Source organism: Kitasatospora sp. NPDC088783 (assembly GCF_044750705.1).
GTDB lineage: Bacteria > Actinomycetota > Actinomycetes > Streptomycetales > Streptomycetaceae > Kitasatospora > Kitasatospora fiedleri.
Genome location: NZ_JBIVKJ010000007.1, coordinates 36,789 through 56,157 on the forward strand (window position 1 = coordinate 36,789; position 19,369 = coordinate 56,157).

Below are 19,369 nucleotides of genomic sequence, written 5' to 3' on the forward strand. Positions count from 1 at the left end.
TCCACGCGCTACCGCAGTTCCAGGCCTGTCTGACCACAGGCTGTCGGCGGACAGGAGCAGCTCCCATGCGACACCGTAAAACACCCTTCATCTTCGGGTTCCTCGTGGTTCCCGTCGTGCTGTACATCGCCCTGGTCATCTGGCCCTACCTGCAGACCTTCGGCTACTCGCTGACCGACTGGTCCGGCGCCTCGCCCGACATGAACTTCATCGGGCTGGACAACTACACCGCGCTCTTCAAGGACAGCGCCTTCCTCGGCGCGCTCCAGCACAACCTGCTGCTGCTGATCGTGCTGCCGATCACCACCATCCTGCTGGCGCTGTTCTTCGCCTTCATGCTCAACGTGGGCGGCAAGAGCGGCACCGGCGGCGTGCAGGGCGTGCGCGGCTCGGCCTTCTACAAGATCGTCTTCTTCTTCCCGCAGGTGCTGTCGGTCGCCATCCTGTCGGTGCTGTTCCAGGGCGTGTACCGGACCGACAAGGGCGGTCTGCTCAACGGCGTCCTGATCGGGCTCGGCATCGTCGACAAGGCCCACCCCTGGGACTTCGCGTCCAACCCGACCTTCGGCCTGTGGTGCGTCATGGGCGTGCTGATCTGGTCCGGCGTCGGCTTCTACCTGGTGCTGTTCTCGGCCGCCATGCAGAGCATCCCGAAGGACATCTACGAGGCCGCCCTGCTGGACGGCGCCAAGCGCGGCACCACCTTCTTCAAGATCACGCTGCCGCTGCTCTGGGAGAGCATCCAGACCGCCTGGGTCTACCTGGCGATCGCCGCCATGGACGCCTTCGCCCTGGTCTCCACCATGACGCCCGGCGCCTACTACGGCGGTGGCCCGGACCACCACAGCGAGATCATGGCGACCTTGCTGATGCGCAACTTCCTGATCTTCGGCAAGGCCGGTTACGCCTGTGCCATGGGTGTGGTGATCTTCTTCATCACCCTGGTCCTGTCCGTCGTCTCGCTCCGGGTCACCCGGCGCGAGAAGATCGAGTTCTGAGGTTCCCGGCATGAGCACCAACACCGACGCGACCACCGCCGTCCCGGCCCAGCGCAGCGGCGGGAACGACCGGCCGGGCAAGCCCGGCAAGGACCAGCGCTTCGCCGACGGCGGGGGAGTCCTCAACGTCTTCTCGCACGGCTTCCTGGCCCTGTGGGCGGTGCTGATCATCGTCCCGCTGCTCTGGATCGTCCTCGGCTCGTTCAAGAACAACACCGAGATCGGCGACAGCGCCTGGAGCTGGCCCTCGCACTGGAGCCTCGACGCCTTCACCCGCGCCTGGGACAAGGGCATCGGCGACTTCTTCCTCAGCACCGTGATCGTGCTGGCGGGCTCGCTCACCCTGACCATGCTGCTCGGCTCGATGGCCGCCTACGTGCTGGCCCGGTACGAGTTCCGCGGCAACCGGACCATCTACTACTTCTTCGTCGCCGGCGCGATGTTCCCGGTGTACCTGGCGCTCGTCCCGCTGTTCTTCATGGTGAAGAACCTCGGCACGGTCATCCCCTGGCTCGGCCTGAACCAGTACGTCGGCCTGATCCTGGTCTACACGGCCTACTCGCTGCCGTTCACCGTGTTCTTCCTGCACTCGTTCTTCCGGTCGCTGCCCAGCGCCGTCCACGAGGCCGCGATGATCGACGGCTGCTCGCACAGCCGGGCGTTCTTCCAGGTCATGGTGCCGATGGCGAAGTCCGGCCTGATCAGCGTGTTCATCTTCAACGTGCTCGGCCAGTGGAACCAGTACCTGCTGCCGCTGACCCTGATGCAGCAGCAGAGCGGCACCGACCCGGACCGCTCGATGCTCGCCCAGGGCCTGATGAACCTGGCCCAGCAGTCCGGCTACGCCAGCGACTTCCCCGGCCTGTTCGCCGGCATGACGATCGCGATGCTGCCGGTGCTGGTGGTGTACCTGTCCTTCCAGCGCCAGGTCCAGGCCGGTCTGACCTCGGCCACCCTGAAGTAGCCGCACCCGCCGCACCACCCTCGCACGTGGGGCGACTCCCTCTCCAGAGGAGGGAGCCGCCCCACTCCGCGTCACCGGCCCGTACGACCGGCCCGTACGACCGGCCCGCGCTACCGGGCGTCGCACTCCTGGGCCCGCAGCGCCCGGGCCAGGTCGTCCCGGCACTCCAGCACCAGCCGGCGCAGCGCCGGGGCGGCGTCCGGGTGGGCGGACAGCCAGGCGTCGGTGGCCGCCAGGGTCCGCGGGGTGGTCTGGTGCCGGGGGAAGAAGCCGCCGACGATCCGCATCGCGATCTCGATCGAGCGCTCCGCCCAGACCGACTCCAGCGCGGCGAAGTACCGCTCGGCGTAGGGAGCCGTCAACTCCCGCTGCCCGGGCTGGTCGAAGCCCGCGATCCGGGCCTCGACCAGGGCGTTGGGCAGCTCGTCGGAGTCGACCACCGAGGACCAGGCCTCGGCCTTGGCCTCCGGGGTGGGCAGCGCGGCCAGGCACTGGGTCTGCCGGCGGCGGCCGCCGGCCGTGTTGTCGCGGGCCAGCTCGGCGGCCAGCTCCTCGGCGGAGGCCCGCCCGTGCGCGGCGAGCGCCAGCCAGAAGTTCCAGCGCAGCTCCTGGTCGACCGTCAGGCCGTCGATCCGGTCGGTCCCGTCGAGCAGGCCGCGCAGCAGCCGCAGGTGGTCGGCGCGCTCGGCGGTGTCGGCCAGGAACCGGGCCCAGGCCAGCTGGTGGTCGCTGCCGGGGGCGGCCCGCTCCAGCTCGCGCAGCGCGCACTCGGCCAGCGCGGTGCCGTACTCGGCGCGGCGGGCCGGGTCGGCGTACACCGCCAGCGCGATGCCGGCCTGCTGGTGCAGGGACTGCAGGACGCCGACGTCGGACTCCCGGCCGGCGAAGCGCAGCACCAGGTCGAGGTAGTCCCGGGTGGGCATCAGGCCGTCCCGGGTCAGGTTCCACACCGCGGACCAGGCCAGCGCCCGGGCCAGGCTGGGCGCGTCCGCGTCCGCGCCGGGGCCGTCGGCCGGGGTGTCGGCGAGGTCGCCGAGGCCGGTGCGCAGGGTCTCCAGCGAGCGCTCGTCGAAGCGGACCTTGCCGTACGTCAGGTCGTCGTCGTTGACCAGCACCAGCGCGGGCACCGGACGCCCGGCGGCCGCGGCGACCACGGTCCGCTCCCCGGCCACGTCCAGCTCGTAGCGGTCGGTGCGGCGCAGCGCGCCGTCCTCGGCCCGGTCGTACAGGCCGACCGCGATCCGGTGCGGGCGCGCCGGCGTGCCGTCCTGGCGGATCGCCAGCTCGGTGATCCGGCCCTCGGCGTCGTGCGCCAGCTCGGGGGTCAGGGTGTTGACGCCGGAGGTCTGCAGCCAGGCGGCGGACCAGGCGCGCAGGTCGCGGCCGCTGGTCTCCTCCAGGGCGTCCAGCAGGTCGTCCAGCACGGTGTTGCCGAAGGCGTGCTTCCTGAAGTAGGTGCGGGCGCCCTCGAAGAAGGCGTCCCGGCCGACGTAGGCGACCAGCTGCTTGAGGACGGCGGCGCCCTTGGCGTAGGTGATGCCGTCGAAGTTGAGCTTGGCGTCCTCCAGGTCGCGGATGTCCGCGGTGATCGGGTGGGTGGTGGGGAACTGGTCCTGCCGGTAGGCCCACGCCTTGCGGCGGTTGGCGAAGGTGATCCAGGCGGAGCGGTACTTCGTGCCGGCGCCGATCTGCGCGTAGGAGCCCATGAAGTCGGCGAACGACTCCTTCAGCCACAGGTCGTCCCACCACTTCATGGTGACCAGGTCGCCGAACCACATGTGCGCCATCTCGTGCAGGATCACGTTGGCCCGGGACTCGTACGCGGCCTCGGTGACCTTCGAGCGGAAGACGAACTCCTCGCGGAAGGTCACGCAGCCGGGGTTCTCCATCGCGCCGATGTTGTACTCGGGGACGAAGCACTGGTCGTACTTGCCGAACGGGTACGGGTAGTCGAACTCCTGGTGGAAGAAGTCCAGGCCCTGCTTGGTGACGGTGAGGATCTCGTCGGCGTCGAAGTACGGGGCCAGCGAGCGCCGGCAGGTGGCGGCCAGCGGGATCTCCAGCCGGCCGCCGTCCGGCAGTTCGCGGGTGTAGTGGTCGCGCACCACGTGGTACGGGCCGGCCACCACGGCGGTCAGGTAGGTGGAGATCGGCTGGGTCGGCGCGAACTCCCAGGTGCGGGCGGCGCCCTCGTCGACGACCTGCCCTCCTCGCCCGCCCCCGGGCAGGAGGGGCCCGGTCGCGCTGACGCGCTCGGCCACCGCGTTGGCGTACACGTCCCAGGCGGCGGGGGCGGTCACCGTGAAGGTGAACGGGGCCTTCAGGTCCGGCTGTTCGAAGTTGGCGAAGACCCGGCGGGCGTCGGCCGGCTCGTAGTGGGTGTACAGGTAGGTCTCGCCGTCCGCAGGGTCGACGAAGCGGTGCAGCCCCTCGCCGGTGCGGCTGTACGCGCACTCGGCGACCACGGTCAGCCGGTTGTGCGCGGCCAGCACCGGCAGCGCCACCCGGGTGCCGTCGAACACCTCGGCCGGGTCCAGCGGCAGGCCGTTCAGCTCGACCGAGACCACCTCGGGGGCCAGCAGGTCGGCGAAGCTGCTCGTGCCCGGCTCGGCGCAGTCGAACGAGATCCGGGTGGTGGAACGGAAGGTGGGCCGGCCGGGGTCGGCCGCCGCGCTGACGTCCAGGTGGACGCGGTAGCTCTCCACCCGGATGATCGCGGCCCGGTCTCGGGCCTCCTCGCGGCTCAGGTTCTTGCCGGGCACGTCGGTACTCCTCTGTACGGAACACGCGGTCGCGGAACGTTCATGGCGCTCCTTCGGGGGCATCCTTTCACGCCGTCCGACCTGTGCCATTGCACTGGCGCGGAATCATCGCGGGCGCCCGGCGGTTGCATTCCGGGGGACACCCCGACCACTCCTGCCCGCCGACTCCGAAGGACGCCGTCCGTGACGACCGCAGCCTCCCGCAAGACCGCCGACTTCTGGTTCGACCCGATCTGCCCCTGGGCCTGGATGACCTCCCGCTGGATGCTGGAGGTCGAGAAGCTCCGCCCGGTGGACACCCGTTGGCACGTGATGAGCCTGTCCGTCCTCAACGAGAACCGGGACGACCTGCCCGAGCAGTACCGCGCGCTGCTGGCCGCCGGCTGGGGCCCGGTCCGGGTCCTGATCGCCGCCGCCCAGGCGCACGGCGACAAGGTGCTCGGCCCGCTCTACACCGAGCTCGGCACCCGCTTCCACAACCAGGGCCTGCCCAACACCCGGGAGACCGTCGTCGCCGCGCTGCGCGCCGCCGACCTGCCCGAGGAACTGGCCGACGCCGCCGACACCGACGCGTACGACGACGCGCTGCGCGCCTCGCACGCCGAGGGCATCGGCCTGGTCGGCGAGGACGTCGGCACCCCGGTGATCGCCGTCGACGGCCCGGACGGCGACCGGGTCGCCTTCTTCGGCCCGGTCGTCACCCCCACCCCGCGCGGCGAGGCCGCCGCCCGGCTCTGGGACGGTACGGTCCTGGTCGCCTCCACCCCCGGCTTCTACGAGATCAAGCGCACCCGCACCGCGGGCCCGTCCTTCGAGTAGGCCCCGCAGAGCGGAGTCGGACCCCGCGTCCCGTCAGGGGCGCGGGGTCCGCGCCGTCCGGGCCCCCCGGCCGCGCAGCGCGCCCGCCGCCGCCAGCACCAGCGTCAGCCCGGCCGTGAAGTAGAGCTGCACGCGGTTGGCGGAGTCCAGCGTCATCAGCACCAGCACCGCCAGGATCGCGGCCAGCGCCAGGTACGTCAGGTACGGGAACGCCCACATCCGGACCGGGAGTTCGGCCGCCGACAGGTGGCGGCGCATCCGCAGCTGGGCGACGCAGATGAACGCCCAGACCACCAGGACCGCCGCGCCCACCATGTTCAGCAGCCAGGAGAAGACGGTCTCCGGCCACCAGTACGACAGCAGCACCGCGAGGAAGCCGAACGCGCAGGAGGCCAGCACCGCCCGGCGCGGCACGCCGCCGGAGAGCCGGGACAGCGCGCGCGGGCCGTGGCCGCGGGCGATCAGCGAGTGCGCCATCCGGGACGAGCCGTAGATGTTGGCGTTCATCGCGGACAACAGCGCGATCAGCACCACCGCGTTCATCAGCTGGGCCGCGCCGGGGATGCCCAGCACGTCCAGCACCGCGACGTACGGGCCGGGCCGCACCACCGCCGGGTCGTCCCACGGCACCAGCGTGACGATCACCGCCATCGAGCCGACGTAGAACAGCGCGATCCGCCACATCGCGGTGCGCACCGCGATCGCCACGCTGCGCCGCGGGTCCTCGGACTCGGCGGCGGCGATGGTGACGGTCTCCAGCCCGCCGTACGCGAAGACCGAGGCGAGCAGACCGGTGATCAGGCCGCTCGTCCCGTGCGGGAGGAAGCCGCCGTGGCCGGTGAGGTTGGCCGCCCCCGGGGCGGCGGTGCCGGGCAGCAGGCCGCAGACCGCCAGCACGCCGATCACCAGGAAGGCGGTGATGGCCAGCACCTTGACCGCAGCGAACCAGAACTCGAACTCGCCGAAGTTGCGCACCGCCGCCAGGTTGGTCAGGCAGAAGAAGGCCATGAAGACCGCCACCCAGGCCCAGGACGGCACGGCGGGCAGCCAGCCGGAGACGATGCCGGCCGCGCCGATCGCCTCCACCGCGACACCGACGCACAGCAGCACCCAGAACAGCCAGCCGACGGTGAACCCGGCCCAGCCGCCGATCTCCCGGTCCGCGTGCACCGAGAAGGAGCCGGAGGCCGGGCGGGCGGCGGACATCTCGCCGAGCATCCGCATCACCAGCATGACCAGCAGTCCGGAGGCGGCGAAGGCCAGCACCACGGCCGGACCGGCCGCGGCGATCCCGGCGCCCGAGCCGACGAACAGCCCGGCGCCGATCACCCCGCCGAGCGCGATCATCGACAGGTGGCGCTGCTTGAGCCCGTGGGCCAGGCCCGCGTCCTCGGCGGCCGGCTCCCGGGCGGGCACGGTCTCGGGGGTGGGGGTGCGGGACATGCGGAGGGTTCCAGACTGTTCGACTAGCGGACGCTTTCGCGGGGGTCCGTCCACTATTCGGCATCCGGCGGGGGCCTCCCAGGCGGGACCGCCATCCGGACGGCCGCCCGACGGACGGTGACCGCACCCGCACCCACGGTGCGGATGAGGGCTCGGTCACAGGCCGGACCCGACAAGCCGGGGCGGTCGGCTTTTGTCGCGGCCGACGCGGCGGCGGGTGCCGGGCAGCGCGTAGGTTCACAGGTGATCACCCGCATCGGACCCCCGGGAGCAGCCATGGCCATCGCCGCGCCGACACCCTCCACCGCCGTCCTCGCCGACCTGCTGCCGCAGGCGTCCACCCGGCTCGGTGCGCGCGCCCGCGACCTGGCCCTGGTGGCCGGCGGCGCCGCGCTGACCGGCCTGGCCGCCCAGCTGTCGGTGCCCGTCCCCGGCTCGCCGGTGCCGGTGACCGGGCAGACCTTCGCCGCCCTGCTGGTCGGCACCGCGCTCGGCGCCCGCCGCGGCGCCGCCGCCCTCGGCCTCTACCTGCTGGCCGGCGCGGCCGGCCTGCCGTGGTTCGCCCAGGGCACCTCCGGCGCGGGCCTGGCCACCCTCGGCTACGTGATCGGCTTCGTGGTCGCCGCCGCGCTGACCGGCGCGCTGGCCCGCCGCGGCGCCGACCGCGGCCCGCTGCGCACCGCGGGCGCGATGGTGCTCGGCAGCCTGGCCATCTACGCCGTCGGCGTGCCCTACCTGGCCTTCGCCCTGGACGTCCCGCTCTCCGAGGCCGCCCACCTCGGTCTGTACCCGTACCTGGTCGGCGACGCGCTCAAGGTGGTGCTCGCGATGGGCGCCCTCCCGCTCACCTGGAAACTGCTCGGCCGCCGCTGACGCCGCGTCACCGCCGCCGGGTCCGCGCCCCTGCCGGGGAGCGGACCCGGCGGCATGTCACACTCGTGGTCATGCGCGTCTACCTGGGCTCCGACCACGCCGGATACGAACTGAAGAACCACCTCGTCGAGTGGCTGAAGGGGGCCGGGCACGAGCCGGTCGACTGCGGCCCGCACGTCTACGACGCCGAGGACGACTACCCGCCGTTCTGCCTCCGGGCGGCCGAGCGCACCGCCGCCGACCCCGAGGCGCTGGGCGTGGTGATCGGCGGCTCCGGCAACGGCGAGGCGATCGCCGCCAACAAGGTCAAGGGCGTCCGGGCCGCCCTCGCCTGGAGCGAGCAGACCGCGGCCCTCGGCCGCGAGCACAACAACGCCAACGTCATCTCGGTCGGCGGCCGGATGCACACCCTGGACGAGGCCACCAAGTTCGTCGAGGTCTTCCTCAACACCCCGTACAGCGGCGAGGCGCGGCACACCCGCCGGATCGACATGCTGTCCGAGTACGAGACCACCGGCGAGCTCCCGCCGATTCCGGCCCACCACCCGCAGGGCTGAGCCGACGGGGGACGCCCGCCCGGGCGTCCCCCGCCGCACCCCGCACCGCAGCAAGCACGGCTCGGGCGCACCGCGCCCAACTCGCGGACGTCCGGCCCCGGTTCGGCCGCTCCGCCGGTCCGCCCGCGGAGGACCCCCGCCCCCGGACACGTCCCGGGCGGCCGAAACCCGCCGGGCCCGCCGCCCCGCGCTGCACCCGGTGCCACCCGCCCCGTCGACGCGGGCACCGGCGGTGGATAAGGTCGGTCCCCATGGCCGGCAGCGCGCGTCCCAGTGCGACGGGCCGGGACGGCGGACCGTCCCGCGAACCCGTGACGGCCCGGCTGCGCACGGCGCTGTACCGGGCCCGGCGCAGGCTGCGCCGCACCGGGGTCGACTACTTCCGCGGCGACGGCGCCGACTGGTGGGCGTTCGCCGCGCTCGCCCTGGCCGTCCCGCTGCTGGTGCTGCTCAACATCCTCGTCCCGGACTGGGCGCCGCCCACCGCCCTGGTCCTGCCGGTGCTGGCCGGCGCGCTGCTGCTGCGCCCCGGCACCCTGGTGCTGCTGTACGCCGCCGCGGCCGCCGGGCTGATCACCGAGTCCCTGGTGCACACCGGCGAGCGGGTGGCCAGCCGGCAGCCCGAGGCGTACGCCCACGGCGTCACCCCGGGCGCCGCCCTGGTGGTCGGCGCGGTCGGCGTCGCCGGACTGCTGGTCGCCCAGTTCCGCCGCCGGATCGGCGTGCCCTGGCGCGGCGGCTCCACCATGCTCTTCGACCTGCGCGAACGGATCCGGGTCCAGGGCCGCGTCCCGCAGCTGCCCGACGGCTGGCACACCGACACCGCGCTCCGCCCGGCCGGCGGCCAGTCCTTCTCCGGCGACTTCATGGTCGCCGCCCGCACCGGCCCGGTGCTCGAAGTCGTCCTCGCCGACGTCTCCGGCAAGGGCATGGACGCCGGCAGCCGCGCCCTGCTGCTCTCCGGCGCCTTCGGCGGGCTGCTCGGCTCGCTGCCCGCCCACGACTTCCTGCCCGCCGCCAACGGCTACCTGCTGCGCCAGGACTGGGAGGAGGGCTTCGCCACCGCCGTCCACCTGGTCCTCGACCTGGACACCGGCGAGTACGAACTCCTCTCCGCCGGGCACCTGCCCGGCATGCACCGGCTGGCCGGGGCCGGCCACTGGGAGGTCAAGGAGGCCGAGGGCCCGCTGCTCGGCGTCTACGACGGCGCCAAGTTCGAGGGCGCGCGCGGTACTTTGGGCCCCGGCGACGTGCTGATGCTCTGCACCGACGGCATGGTGGAGATCCCCGGCCGGGACTTGGGCGAGGGCATGGACCGGCTGATGGGCGAGGCCGACCGGCTGGTCGCCACCATCCCGGCGGCCGGGCGCCCCGGGGCCGCGGTCCGGCTGATCGACAGCGTGGCCAAGCACGTCAACGACGACCGGGCGGTGCTGCTGGTCTGGCGCCGCTGACCCCGCCGGGCGCGGACGCGGCGGGCGCGGTGAGCACGGAGCGCCCACGGAGTGTCAAACCCCGACGTTGATCTTCGGCCAATTCCCCTGGCATACCCGGCCGGTGGGCACCGACCCGGTCTGCCTGCCGGTTTGCCGCGGCAGCCGCCGCGAACCGCCTCCCGCCGACGCCCCGTCAGGACCCGTCCGCTATCGTCGCGGTCGGCGAAAATCAGTCCCACCACCCGGGTTGGGGCCCCCGGTGACGGGGCAAGTCCTTTACGCAGTCCGCACGAGCGACCACACTGAGTCCGGATGGAGTGGTGGGGACACGGGGGGCAGGGGCCGGTTTCCGCCTGGAGCCGTCGCCGGTTCCGACCTGAACCCCCGCCATGAATCGAGGAAGTGAGTCCCGGTGGCCTTCTCCGTCTCCGCCCTTGTCCTGTTCGGCGTCATCGTCTTCATCTTCATCCGCAACAAGCAGCTGAAGGGCGGACACGCCATCATCGCCGCGCTGTTCGGATTCATGCTCAGCCAGTCGACCATGGCCGGGCCGATCCAGCAGTTCCTCAACTCGATCTCCAAGGCCATCTCCGGCATCGCGGGCTGACCACCCCGTCCGGCCCCGGGGAGCACGTTCCGACGGGCGGGGGCACCCCCGTTCCGGACCGCACCGCTGCCCGCGGGTGACCAGGCTCACCCGACCCGTCACGCCAGGTCAGCGCCCAGGTGCACGCAGTGGCCGACGTCGCCCGCTGTGTGCGGTTCGTGGGCGCACCGTCATGATCCCGTACGCGCACCGCAGCCCGTCGTCGGCGGAGCGTGACCTGGCGTACCGTCAGCCCCCTCCCGATCACGGGAACGGGGCTCTTCGGCGCTTGCCAGCTCCGCGAGCCGTGGGTTTTGCTTCCTCCGCAGCCCGGACATCGGCCGGGCTGGCCATCGAGCGGAACGCCTAGTCCTGCCGCCGTTCGGTGCCGACCAGACACCACGCCACGGCAGGAGCGGGGGAACCACAGGTAGTACGCCGGGCCCGGAACGCACGGGACGGCTCGGGGTGAAGCCGCGGAGACGCGGCCGGGCAACTCTCGCCCGAACCCGACAGCTCACCTCGTAGGCGTCGGAGAGGAACAGCTTCATGTCCGTCCAGGGCAAGCACCGCAAGCCGCGCCTGACCACCATCGCCCGCATCGCCATCGCCGCCGGCGTGGTGGGTGCCGCGGTCGGCCTCCCGGTCTCCGCCGCCTCCGCGCACGGCACCGCCGACCACCAGGACGGCGGCCGCCAGTGGGCCAACGTCTCGGTCGACGCCACCCCCGTCGCCGACACCACCGGCCACCCCGCCGGTGACGCCGCCGCGCAGACCTACAAGGTCGCCGCCGGCGACACCCTCTCGAAGATCGCCACCGCGAAGAACGTGGACGGCGGCTGGGAGAAGCTCTACCAGGACAACCGCTCGGTCATCGGCGGCAACCCGAACCTGATCTACCCCGGCCAGCAGCTGAGCGTCAACGGCCAGGCCGCCCCGGCGACTTCGGCCACCACCTCCTCGGACGCCGCGGCCACCGCCGCCGCCCCGAAGGCGCAGGCCAAGACCGAGGCCCCGGCCAAGGCGAAGGTCGAGACCCCGGCTCCGGCCGAGGCGAAGGCCGAGACCCCGGCCCCGGCCCCCGCCAAGGTCGAGGCCAAGACCGAGGCCAAGACCGAGAAGTCGTCCTCGGCGAAGTCGTCGACCGCCACCGCCTCCACCGGTTCGAGCAGCGCCGGCTCCGCCGCGAGCTCCTCCTCCGGCTACGTCGCCCCCGCGCCGGGCAGCGTCACCACCGGTTACAAGGTGGCGGGCTCCAGCTGGTCCAGCGGCTACCACACCGGCATCGACTTCCCGGTCTCCACCGGCACCAGCCTGAAGGCGATCGCCAACGGCACCGTGGTCTCGGCCGGCAACGGCGGCGCCTACGGCAACCAGGTCGTCATCAAGCTCGCCGACGGCAAGTACGCCCAGTACGCGCACCTCTCCTCGATCTCCGTCTCGGCCGGCCAGTCCGTGACGGCGGGGCAGCAGATCGGCCTGTCCGGCGCCACGGGCAACGTCACCGGCCCGCACCTGCACTTCGAGATCCGCACCACCCCGGACTACGGCTCCGACATCGACCCGGTCGCCTACCTGGCGGCCCACGGCGTCAACGTCTGATCCCCGGCACCACCCCCCGGAGGCCCCGCGCGACCCACCGCGCGGGGCCTCCGGGCCGTCCGCGGGGCGGGAGCGCGGGGGAGCGCGGGGCCGGTGCGCCGGAGGGGGAACGGCGACGGCCCCGACCGCTGGGCGGTCGGGGCCGTCGGCCTCGTGGAGCGGGTGACGAGAATCGAACTCGCGTGACCAGTTTGGAAGACTGGGGCTCTACCATTGAGCTACACCCGCAGGGAAGCGCCCTCCGCCACCGTGCGGTGGTGAGGACTGGCCCAGCGTACCTGGTCGGGTCGGTGGATTGCACACTCCTTCCCGTTGTCGGCTCGTCCCCGGCTCGTCGATATCGCCCCGGTCGGGGGCGGGTCGACGTGTACTCTTCTGCTCGGCACCACGGGGTGTGGCGCAGGTTGGTAGCGCGTCCGCTTTGGGAGCGGAAGGCCGTCGGTTCGAATCCGGTCACCCCGACCGCGTGCGGCAGGGTCTCGTCGGCGGGCGGGGCCCTGTTGTCGTTGCGGCCCCGTCGTCGTCGCGCCCCGCCGCCGTGGTTCCGCCGCCGTGGTTCCGGGCCCCCCGGGCTCCCGGCCCCCGGTGCCGGGCACAGCCGCTTTCGTGGTACCGGTAGGATGGATCGCTGGCGGTAGTACGGACAGCAATGCAGCCCCAACCGCCTATCGCCCTGACCGCAAGCCCCCTAGGAGACCCAACCGTGAAGAGCGCCGTCGAGACTCTGAACCCCACCCGGGTTCGACTCACCGTCGAGGTGCCCTTCGAGGAGCTCAAGCCCAGCCTCGACGCGGCGTACAAGAAGATCAACCAGCAGGTCACCGTTCCGGGCTTCCGCAAGGGCAAGATCCCGAACAAGGTGATCGACCAGCGCTTCGGTCGTGGCGCGGTGCTGGAGGAGGCCGTCAACGACGCGCTTCCGCGCTTCTACACGCAGGCCGTCGACGAGGGCCAGATCGACGTTCTGGGCCAGCCCGACATCACCGAGATCGAGGGTGTCGAGAACCTGGCGGACGGCGGGGACCTCAAGTTCACCGCCGAGGTCGACGTGCGCCCCGAGGTCACCCTGCCCGAGTTCTCCGAGATCGCCGTCGTGGTCGACCCGATCGAGGTCGGCGACGAGGACGTCGAGAAGTCGCTGGAGCAGCTGCGCGAGCGCTTCGCCTCCGTCAAGGACGTCGAGCGCGCCGCCGGCGAGAACGACATCGTGGTGATCGACCTGGAGGCCAAGGTCGACGGTGAGGTGCCGGAGGACGGCACCGCCACCGGCGTGAGCTACGAGATCGGCTCCGGCCGCCTGCTGGACGGCATCGACGAGGCCGTGATCGGCCTGTCCGCCGGTGAGTCCAAGACCTTCACCACCACCCTCAAGGGCGGCACCCAGGTCGGCAAGGACTCCGAGGTCACCGTCACCGTGACCGCCGTCCAGGAGAAGGAACTCCCGGCCCTGGACGACGAGTTCGCGCAGCTGGCGAGCGAGTTCGACACCCTCGAGGAGCTCCGCGCCGACTCCGTCAAGCGCCTCGAGCGGATGAAGGAGTTCGACCAGGCCACCCAGGCCCAGGAGAAGGTCCTCGACGAGCTGCTCTCGCGGGTCGAGATGGACTACCCGGAGAAGCTGCTCGCGGACGAGATCGGCACCCGCAAGCACAACCTGGAGCACCACCAGCTGGAGCCGATGGGCCTGACCCTCGACACCTACCTCGCCTCCCAGGACAAGTCCCGCGAGGACTACGAGAAGGAGACCGAGGAGCAGGCGAAGAAGGGCATCAAGACCCAGTTCGTGCTGGACCAGATCGTCAAGAACGAGGAGCTGGGCGTCAACCAGGAGGAGCTCACCGAGCACCTCATCCGCCGCGCCGCCGGCTCCGGCCTCACCCCGGACCAGTTCGCCCAGCAGGTCGTCCAGGGCGGCCAGGTGCAGCTGCTGGTCGGCGAGGTCGCCCGCGGCAAGGCGCTGGCCCTGGTGGTCGAGGCCGCCAAGGTGACCGACACCAACGGCGAGACCGTCTCCTTCGAGGACGAGGAGGAGGAGACCACCGAGGCCGCCGAGTCCACCGAGGCCGCCGCGGAGGAGACCTCCGAGGAGTCCGCCGGGGCCTGAGCCCCGTGACCGTCGGCCACCGACGGTGAAGTCGCACCGGGGACGGGCCCGGACGCCGCACGGCGTCCGGGCCCGTTCGCGTGCCCCGCGCGTTCGGCCCGCTCACCCTGCGCTCACAGCGAACAGTTCTGCGTGGGGGATTCAGCGGCGGGGCCTGCGCGTTAGGGTCGGTGGACAGCGACACACACGCAGATCGACTGAGCAGGTGGCTAAGTGACGTTCCCGCAGATGCAGATGCCTGGCCCGATGGCACCGCACGCCGCCGGCGGCGACGTGGGTGGCGGCCTGGGCGACCAGGTCTACAACCGGCTGCTCAACGAGCGCATCATCTTCCTCGGCCAGCAGGTCGACGACGACATCGCCAACAAGATCACCGCCCAGCTGCTGCTGCTCGCGGCGGACCCCGAGAAGGACATCTACCTCTACATCAACTCCCCGGGTGGATCCATCTCGGCCGGCATGGCGATCTACGACACCATGCAGTACATCAAGAACGACGTGGTCACCATCGCGATGGGCATGGCGGCGTCGATGGGCCAGTTCCTGCTGACCGCGGGCGCCAAGGGCAAGCGCTTCTCGCTGCCGAACGCCAACATCCTGATGCACCAGCCCTCCGCGGGCCTCGGCGGCTCCGCCACCGACATCCGGATCCAGGCCGAGCAGCTGCTGCGCACCAAGAAGCGGATGTCGGAGCTGATCGCCTTCCACAGCGGCCAGTCCTTCGAGCAGATCACCCTGGACTCCGACCGCGACCGCTGGTTCACGCCGGAGGAGGCCAAGGCGTACGGCCTGATCGACGAGATCATGCACAGCGCCGCGGACGTCCCGGGCGGCGGCGGCACCGGCGCCGGCCTGGCCGGCTGACCGGCATCGGAACCCTGACCGCACGCTTCGGAGGACCAGAAACCATGAACATCCCCAGCCTGTCCGGTGCCAAGGCCCGCCTGGAGGACATGCGCGCCGAGGGCCGCTACATCGTCCCGCGGTTCGTCGAGCGCACCTCGCAGGGCATCCGCGAGTACGACCCGTACGCCAAGCTGTTCGAGGAGCGCATCATCTTCCTCGGCTCGCAGGTGGACGACGTCTCGGCGAACGACATCATGGCGCAGCTGATCTGCCTGGAGTCGATGGACCCGGACCGGGACATCTCGCTCTACATCAACTCGCCCGGCGGCTCGTTCACCGCGCTGACCGCGATCTACGACACCATGCAGTTCGTGAAGCCGGACATCCAGACGGTCTGCATGGGCCAGGCGGCCTCGGCCGCCGCGGTGATCCTGGCCGCTGGCACCCCCGGCAAGCGCCTCGCGCTGCCGAACGCCCGCATCCTGATCCACCAGCCGTACACCGAGACCGGCCGCGGCCAGGTGTCCGACCTGGAGATCCAGGCCAAGGAGATCTTCCGGATGCGCGAGCAGCTGGAGAACATGCTGGCCAAGCACTCCAGCAAGGACGTCGAGCAGGTCCGCGAGGACATCGAGCGCGACAAGATCCTCACCGCCGAGGAGTCGCTGGAGTACGGGCTGATCGACCAGATCGTCTCGACCCGGAAGAACTCGTACACCGACTGACCTTCCCGCCCCGGGGCGGTGCGTACGTGACGTACGCCCCGCCCCGGGGCGTTCCGGTCCCGGCGTCCGTCCCGCACAATGGCAGTCGGGACATGCGCCCGCGACGGCATCTGTTCGGTATCAATTCGCCCAGGGCGTAGGGCAGACCGGTCGAAGTCGGCGGAAACGACGGCTCGGCAGAGTACCGTCGGATACCAGACCGACCGCCGACGGCGCAGCCGGTCTCACAGCACCAGGCCCCGACCCCCGCGGGGCCCCTGGCGAAGGGGAAGCACCTCGTGGCACGCATCGGAGACGGTGGCGACCTGCTCAAGTGCTCGTTCTGCGGCAAGTCGCAGAAGCAGGTGAAGAAGCTGATCGCCGGGCCAGGCGTGTACATCTGCGACGAGTGCATCGACCTGTGCAACGAGATCATCGAGGAGGAGCTCGCCGAGAGCTCCGAGGTGCGCTTCGAGGAACTGCCGAAGCCCCGCGAGATCTACGAGTTCCTGGACCAGTACGTGGTCGGGCAGGACCTCGCCAAGAAGGCGCTGTCGGTCGCGGTCTACAACCACTACAAGCGGGTCCAGGCCGGCGAGGCCGGGCGCTCCGGCTCCGGCCGGGACGACGCGATCGAGCTGGCCAAGTCCAACATCCTGCTGCTGGGCCCGACCGGCTCCGGCAAGACGCTGCTGGCGCAGACCCTGGCCCGGATGCTGAACGTGCCGTTCGCGATCGCGGACGCCACGGCGCTGACCGAGGCCGGCTACGTCGGCGAGGACGTCGAGAACATCCTGCTGAAGCTGATCCAGGCGGCCGACTACGACGTCAAGAAGGCCGAGACCGGGATCATCTACATCGACGAGATCGACAAGGTCGCCCGCAAGAGCGAGAACCCGTCGATCACCCGGGACGTCTCCGGCGAGGGCGTGCAGCAGGCGCTGCTGAAGATCCTGGAGGGCACCACCGCCTCGGTGCCGCCGCAGGGCGGGCGCAAGCACCCGCACCAGGAGTTCATCCAGATCGACACCACCAACGTGCTGTTCATCGTGGGCGGCGCGTTCGCGGGCCTGGAGCGGATCATCGAGGGCCGGGCCGGTGCCAAGGGCATCGGCTTCGGCGCCACCATCCGCTCCAAGCGCGAGGTGGACTCGGCGGACCACTTCCGCCAGGTGATGCCGGAGGACCTGGTGAAGTTCGGGATGATCCCCGAGTTCATCGGCCGCCTGCCCGTCATCACCAGCGTGCACAACCTGGACCGCGAGGCGCTGCTGCAGATCCTCACCGAGCCGAAGAACGCGCTGGTGAAGCAGTACCGCAAGCTGTTCGAACTGGACGGCGTGGAGCTGGAGTTCACCCGGGACGCGCTGGAGGCGATCGCCGACCAGGCGATCCTGCGCGGCACCGGCGCGCGCGGTCTGCGGGCCATCATGGAGGAGGTGCTGATGTCCGTGATGTACGAGGTCCCGTCCCGGCAGGACGTCGCCCGCGTGGTGGTCACCGGGGACGTCGTCTCCAAGCACGCCATCCCGACCCTGGTCCCGCGCGACATGATCAAGCGCGAGCGCCGGGAGAAGAGCGCCTGAGTCCGGGCGTCGTCGCCCGGCCCGACACGGAAGGGCCCCGCACCGGTGAACCGGTGCGGGGCCCTTCCGTTCGTCCAACCGCCTTGCGGCGCGGGCCGCTCGCCGGCCCGGAGGTCCACTTCCGGGGCCCGGAGGGCTACTTGGCGACCTCGGAGACCTGGCGCAGCTCGCGGGTGTCGGCGGCGACCTTGTCGAGGTCGACACCGTCGGCCTGCTCCATCACCAGCACCACGGCGGAGTAGTCGGCCCAGACGCAGACCGCGAGGTCCGGGGTGTCACCGCTGGTGACGAGGCCGCAGGACATCGAGCCGCCGAGCGGACCGGCGTCCACCGACTTCTTCTGGGTGACGGTGTCACCCTCCTTCTCCATGTCCTTGAACTGCTGGTCGACCTGGTAGGACGGCCGGGTCACCTTGCCGTAGCCGCCGGCCGCGATCAGCACCCGGCTGCCGTCCTCCGAGCCGTAGACGGCGGCGACCGTCTCGTCCGGCTGGAGCGAGTCGGGGTCGGAGGCCGAGTCCTGCTTCATCTGCTCGGCCATCTGCTGGGCGGTGTCCGCGCCGGCCTCGCTGCTCATGCCCTGGAAGGTCGGGGGCATGACGACCTTGTACTTGCCGGACTTCGAGACGGTGTCGTAGGCGAGGTAGCCGACCACGCCGGCGCCGGCCAGGATCACCGCGGACACGATGGAGAGCGTGACCCACAGGCCCTTGCGAGACTTCTTCGGCGGGGCCGGGTAGCCGGGCGGGAAGCCGCCGGGGGCGCCGGCCGGGTAGCCCTGCTGGGGCAGCGGGGCGCCGCCCCAGGACTGCTGCTGCGGCGGCTGCTGCTGACCGGGGTAGCCGTATCCGGGCTGCGGGGCGGGCGCGCCCTGCGGGGGTATCGGGGCACCGGGGGGCTGCGGCGGCCCGAAGCCGGGCTGCGGCGGGCCGAACTGGTTGTCGGACACGGCTGGGGCTCCGTTCACACGTGGAGGTGGTGCTGGTGGGGTCGGGTCCTACTTGGCGACGGTGGAGGCGTCCCGGAGCTGGCGGGCCAGCGCGGCGACCTGGTCGACGGTCAGCTGCTTGCCCTTGGGGTCGAGGCTGTTGGTCGTCACCGAGCCGATCGTGGAGTGGGTGGCGAACACGCACACCGGCACGCTCGGGGCGGCGGCGGAGGCGCCGCCCTCGGCGCCGATGGTGCCGCAGCGCAGCCGGCTGCCGGAGTCCTTCGGGTCCTTGGCGTCGACGTCGGACAGCTTCTGCTTCCAGACGGCCTTGCCGCCGTCCGTCGAACTGTCGGAGTCGTCCGAGCTGTTCATCGCCTCGTCCAGCTTGGCGACCAGGGCGTCGATCGCCTTGTCCGGGTCCTTGACGGTGCCCCAGCTGCCGCCGAAGCTGGCCAGGTCGGTGGTGTTCTTCTGGTAGGTGACGCTGAGCGAGCCCTCGAAGGTGCCGACGGCCTCCAGGCCCTTCAACTCGCCCTTCTCGTTGGACGACTTCTTGGTGTAGCCCGCCACGCTGTCCTGCACCACGAGCTTGTACTTGCCCGCGGTGTCCGAGCCGGAGCCGCCCTTCAGCCCCCACCACAGGCCGCCGCCGACCACGGCCACGCCGAGCACGACCACCAGGGCGATGATCCCGCCCCTGCCCTTCTTGGCCGGCGCGGGCGGCGGCGGGTACCCGCCGTAGCCGGGCTGCTGCGGGGGCGCGCCCCACTGCTGCGGGGGCTGCGGCGGCTGGCCGTAGCCGGCCTGCGGGGCCGGGGGCTGCTGCGGGTAGCCGTAGCCGGGGGGCTGCTGCTGGGGCGCGCCGTACGCGGGCGGCTGGGGCTCGCCGTACGCGGGCGGCTGGGGGGCGCCGTAGGCCGGCGGCTGACCGTAGCCGGGCTGCGGAGGGGGAGCGCCGTACGGCTGCTGCGGCTGCCCCTGCGGATACTGCTGCGGTCCCTGCCCCTGGCCGTACATCGTCGTCAGTCTCCCCCGCCGCTTGCGCGTTCCGCGGCCCTGTGGTGGTCGGTCGAGTGGTCGAGCATGCGGCACGCTATCGTACGGTCCCCCCACCGCGCCCGACTGGTCCGGACACCGTCGGTTCGTAACCGAGGTCCG

Annotated in this window: 16 protein-coding genes, 2 tRNA genes and 1 riboswitch; of the genes, 13 read left to right on the plus strand and 5 right to left on the minus strand. The window is 71.7% G+C overall.

Going from position 1 to position 19,369, the window contains the following annotated elements; genetic code table 11:
* The first annotated feature begins 65 nt into the window (after positions 1–65).
* Both ACIP60_RS20485 and ACIP60_RS20490 read left to right on the plus strand, forming a co-directional pair.
* On the plus strand, positions 66–998 hold the full coding sequence (locus tag ACIP60_RS20485; protein WP_100836155.1) for a carbohydrate ABC transporter permease: 933 nt from the start codon (positions 66–68) through the stop codon (positions 996–998).
* Positions 999–1,008: 10 nt separating this feature from the next.
* Entirely contained in the window at positions 1,009–1,962 is a 954-nt protein-coding gene (locus ACIP60_RS20490; RefSeq protein ID WP_400686450.1) for a carbohydrate ABC transporter permease, read from the plus strand.
* 110 nt (positions 1,963–2,072) lie between these two features.
* Here ACIP60_RS20490 and pepN read toward each other — a convergent pair whose 3' ends face one another.
* Positions 2,073–4,724 (minus strand): aminopeptidase N, encoded by a 2,652-nt coding sequence (pepN, locus tag ACIP60_RS20495; RefSeq protein ID WP_400686452.1) that lies wholly within the window; start codon positions 4,722–4,724, stop codon positions 2,073–2,075.
* A gap of 183 nt (positions 4,725–4,907) precedes the next feature.
* Between pepN and ACIP60_RS20500 the strand changes: the two genes are divergently transcribed.
* The gene (locus ACIP60_RS20500; protein WP_400686454.1) at positions 4,908–5,543 is read left to right on the plus strand and encodes a disulfide bond formation protein DsbA; all 636 of its coding nucleotides are present in this window, start codon (positions 4,908–4,910) and stop codon (positions 5,541–5,543) included.
* A 33-nt stretch (positions 5,544–5,576) separates the two neighbouring features.
* Here the strand turns inward: ACIP60_RS20500 and ACIP60_RS20505 are convergent, their stop codons facing one another.
* Positions 5,577–6,986: an amino acid permease gene (locus ACIP60_RS20505; protein ID WP_400686456.1), complete on the minus strand. Its 1,410-nt coding sequence runs from the start codon at positions 6,984–6,986 to the stop codon at positions 5,577–5,579.
* A 276-nt stretch (positions 6,987–7,262) separates the two neighbouring features.
* Here ACIP60_RS20505 and ACIP60_RS20510 point away from each other — a divergent pair, with 276 nt between their 5' ends.
* The 5 genes from ACIP60_RS20510 to ACIP60_RS20530 all read left to right on the plus strand — a co-directional run bounded on the left by ACIP60_RS20510 (position 7,263) and on the right by ACIP60_RS20530 (position 12,040).
* Positions 7,263–7,859 carry a biotin transporter BioY gene (locus ACIP60_RS20510; RefSeq protein ID WP_400686458.1) on the plus strand — a complete coding sequence of 199 codons (597 nt, stop codon included), beginning with the start codon at positions 7,263–7,265 and terminating at the stop codon, positions 7,857–7,859.
* A gap of 71 nt (positions 7,860–7,930) precedes the next feature.
* Positions 7,931–8,416, plus strand: a complete 486-nt coding sequence (locus tag ACIP60_RS20515) for a ribose-5-phosphate isomerase (RefSeq protein WP_400686460.1) — start codon at positions 7,931–7,933, stop codon at positions 8,414–8,416.
* 251 nt (positions 8,417–8,667) lie between these two features.
* Positions 8,668–9,870: a PP2C family protein-serine/threonine phosphatase gene (locus ACIP60_RS20520; protein WP_400686462.1), complete on the plus strand. Its 1,203-nt coding sequence runs from the start codon at positions 8,668–8,670 to the stop codon at positions 9,868–9,870.
* Positions 9,871–10,264: 394 nt separating this feature from the next.
* A complete protein-coding gene (locus tag ACIP60_RS20525; protein ID WP_100836148.1) occupies positions 10,265–10,459 on the plus strand; it encodes a hypothetical protein in 195 nt (64 codons plus the stop codon).
* 371 nt (positions 10,460–10,830) lie between these two features.
* A riboswitch (cyclic di-AMP (ydaO/yuaA leader) is annotated at positions 10,831–10,982 on the plus strand.
* A 5-nt stretch (positions 10,983–10,987) separates the two neighbouring features.
* A complete protein-coding gene (locus ACIP60_RS20530; protein ID WP_400686465.1) occupies positions 10,988–12,040 on the plus strand; it encodes a peptidoglycan DD-metalloendopeptidase family protein in 1,053 nt (350 codons plus the stop codon).
* A gap of 154 nt (positions 12,041–12,194) precedes the next feature.
* On the opposite strand, the gene ACIP60_RS20535 is transcribed toward ACIP60_RS20530, so the two are convergent.
* Positions 12,195–12,268, minus strand: a tRNA-Gly gene (locus ACIP60_RS20535).
* Between the two features lie 160 nt (positions 12,269–12,428).
* Here ACIP60_RS20535 and ACIP60_RS20540 point away from each other — a divergent pair.
* From ACIP60_RS20540 to clpX, 5 genes are all read left to right on the plus strand, one after another.
* Positions 12,429–12,502, plus strand: a tRNA-Pro gene (locus ACIP60_RS20540).
* Positions 12,503–12,743: 241 nt separating this feature from the next.
* Positions 12,744–14,144 (plus strand): trigger factor, encoded by a 1,401-nt coding sequence (gene tig, locus ACIP60_RS20545; protein WP_400686467.1) that lies wholly within the window; start codon positions 12,744–12,746, stop codon positions 14,142–14,144.
* A gap of 234 nt (positions 14,145–14,378) precedes the next feature.
* Positions 14,379–15,008, plus strand: a complete 630-nt coding sequence (locus ACIP60_RS20550; protein ID WP_282206501.1) for an ATP-dependent Clp protease proteolytic subunit — start codon at positions 14,379–14,381, stop codon at positions 15,006–15,008.
* Between the two features lie 44 nt (positions 15,009–15,052).
* Positions 15,053–15,715: an ATP-dependent Clp protease proteolytic subunit gene (locus tag ACIP60_RS20555; protein ID WP_100836145.1), complete on the plus strand. Its 663-nt coding sequence runs from the start codon at positions 15,053–15,055 to the stop codon at positions 15,713–15,715.
* Between the two features lie 278 nt (positions 15,716–15,993).
* Positions 15,994–17,280 carry an ATP-dependent Clp protease ATP-binding subunit ClpX gene (gene clpX / locus ACIP60_RS20560; protein WP_014135752.1) on the plus strand — a complete coding sequence of 429 codons (1,287 nt, stop codon included), beginning with the start codon at positions 15,994–15,996 and terminating at the stop codon, positions 17,278–17,280.
* A gap of 136 nt (positions 17,281–17,416) precedes the next feature.
* Here clpX and ACIP60_RS20565 read toward each other — a convergent pair whose 3' ends face one another.
* Positions 17,417–18,229, minus strand: coding sequence for a hypothetical protein (locus ACIP60_RS20565; RefSeq protein WP_400686470.1), 813 nt, complete (start codon positions 18,227–18,229; stop codon positions 17,417–17,419).
* Positions 18,230–18,277: 48 nt separating this feature from the next.
* Complete coding sequence (locus ACIP60_RS20570) at positions 18,278–19,228, minus strand: hypothetical protein (protein ID WP_400686472.1); 951 nt, start codon at positions 19,226–19,228, stop codon at positions 18,278–18,280.
* Between the last annotated feature and the right edge of the window lie 141 nt (positions 19,229–19,369).

Excerpts from the sequence above, each read along its gene's own strand:
- ACIP60_RS20505 (WP_400686456.1), bottom strand. The coding sequence starts at position 6,986 with ATGTCCCGCACCCCCACCCCCGAGACCGTGCCCGCCCGGGAGCCGGCC.
- ACIP60_RS20515 (WP_400686460.1), top strand. The coding sequence starts at position 7,931 with ATGCGCGTCTACCTGGGCTCCGACCACGCCGGATACGAACTGAAGAAC.
- ACIP60_RS20530 (WP_400686465.1), top strand. The coding sequence starts at position 10,988 with ATGTCCGTCCAGGGCAAGCACCGCAAGCCGCGCCTGACCACCATCGCC.
- ACIP60_RS20550 (WP_282206501.1), top strand. The coding sequence starts at position 14,379 with ATGCCTGGCCCGATGGCACCGCACGCCGCCGGCGGCGACGTGGGTGGC.
- ACIP60_RS20570 (WP_400686472.1), bottom strand. The coding sequence starts at position 19,228 with ATGTACGGCCAGGGGCAGGGACCGCAGCAGTATCCGCAGGGGCAGCCG.
- ACIP60_RS20490 (WP_400686450.1), top strand. The coding sequence starts at position 1,009 with ATGAGCACCAACACCGACGCGACCACCGCCGTCCCGGCCCAGCGCAGC.
- ACIP60_RS20555 (WP_100836145.1), top strand. The coding sequence starts at position 15,053 with ATGAACATCCCCAGCCTGTCCGGTGCCAAGGCCCGCCTGGAGGACATG.
- ACIP60_RS20485 (WP_100836155.1), top strand. The coding sequence starts at position 66 with ATGCGACACCGTAAAACACCCTTCATCTTCGGGTTCCTCGTGGTTCCC.
- ACIP60_RS20520 (WP_400686462.1), top strand. The coding sequence starts at position 8,668 with ATGGCCGGCAGCGCGCGTCCCAGTGCGACGGGCCGGGACGGCGGACCG.
- ACIP60_RS20510 (WP_400686458.1), top strand. The coding sequence starts at position 7,263 with ATGGCCATCGCCGCGCCGACACCCTCCACCGCCGTCCTCGCCGACCTG.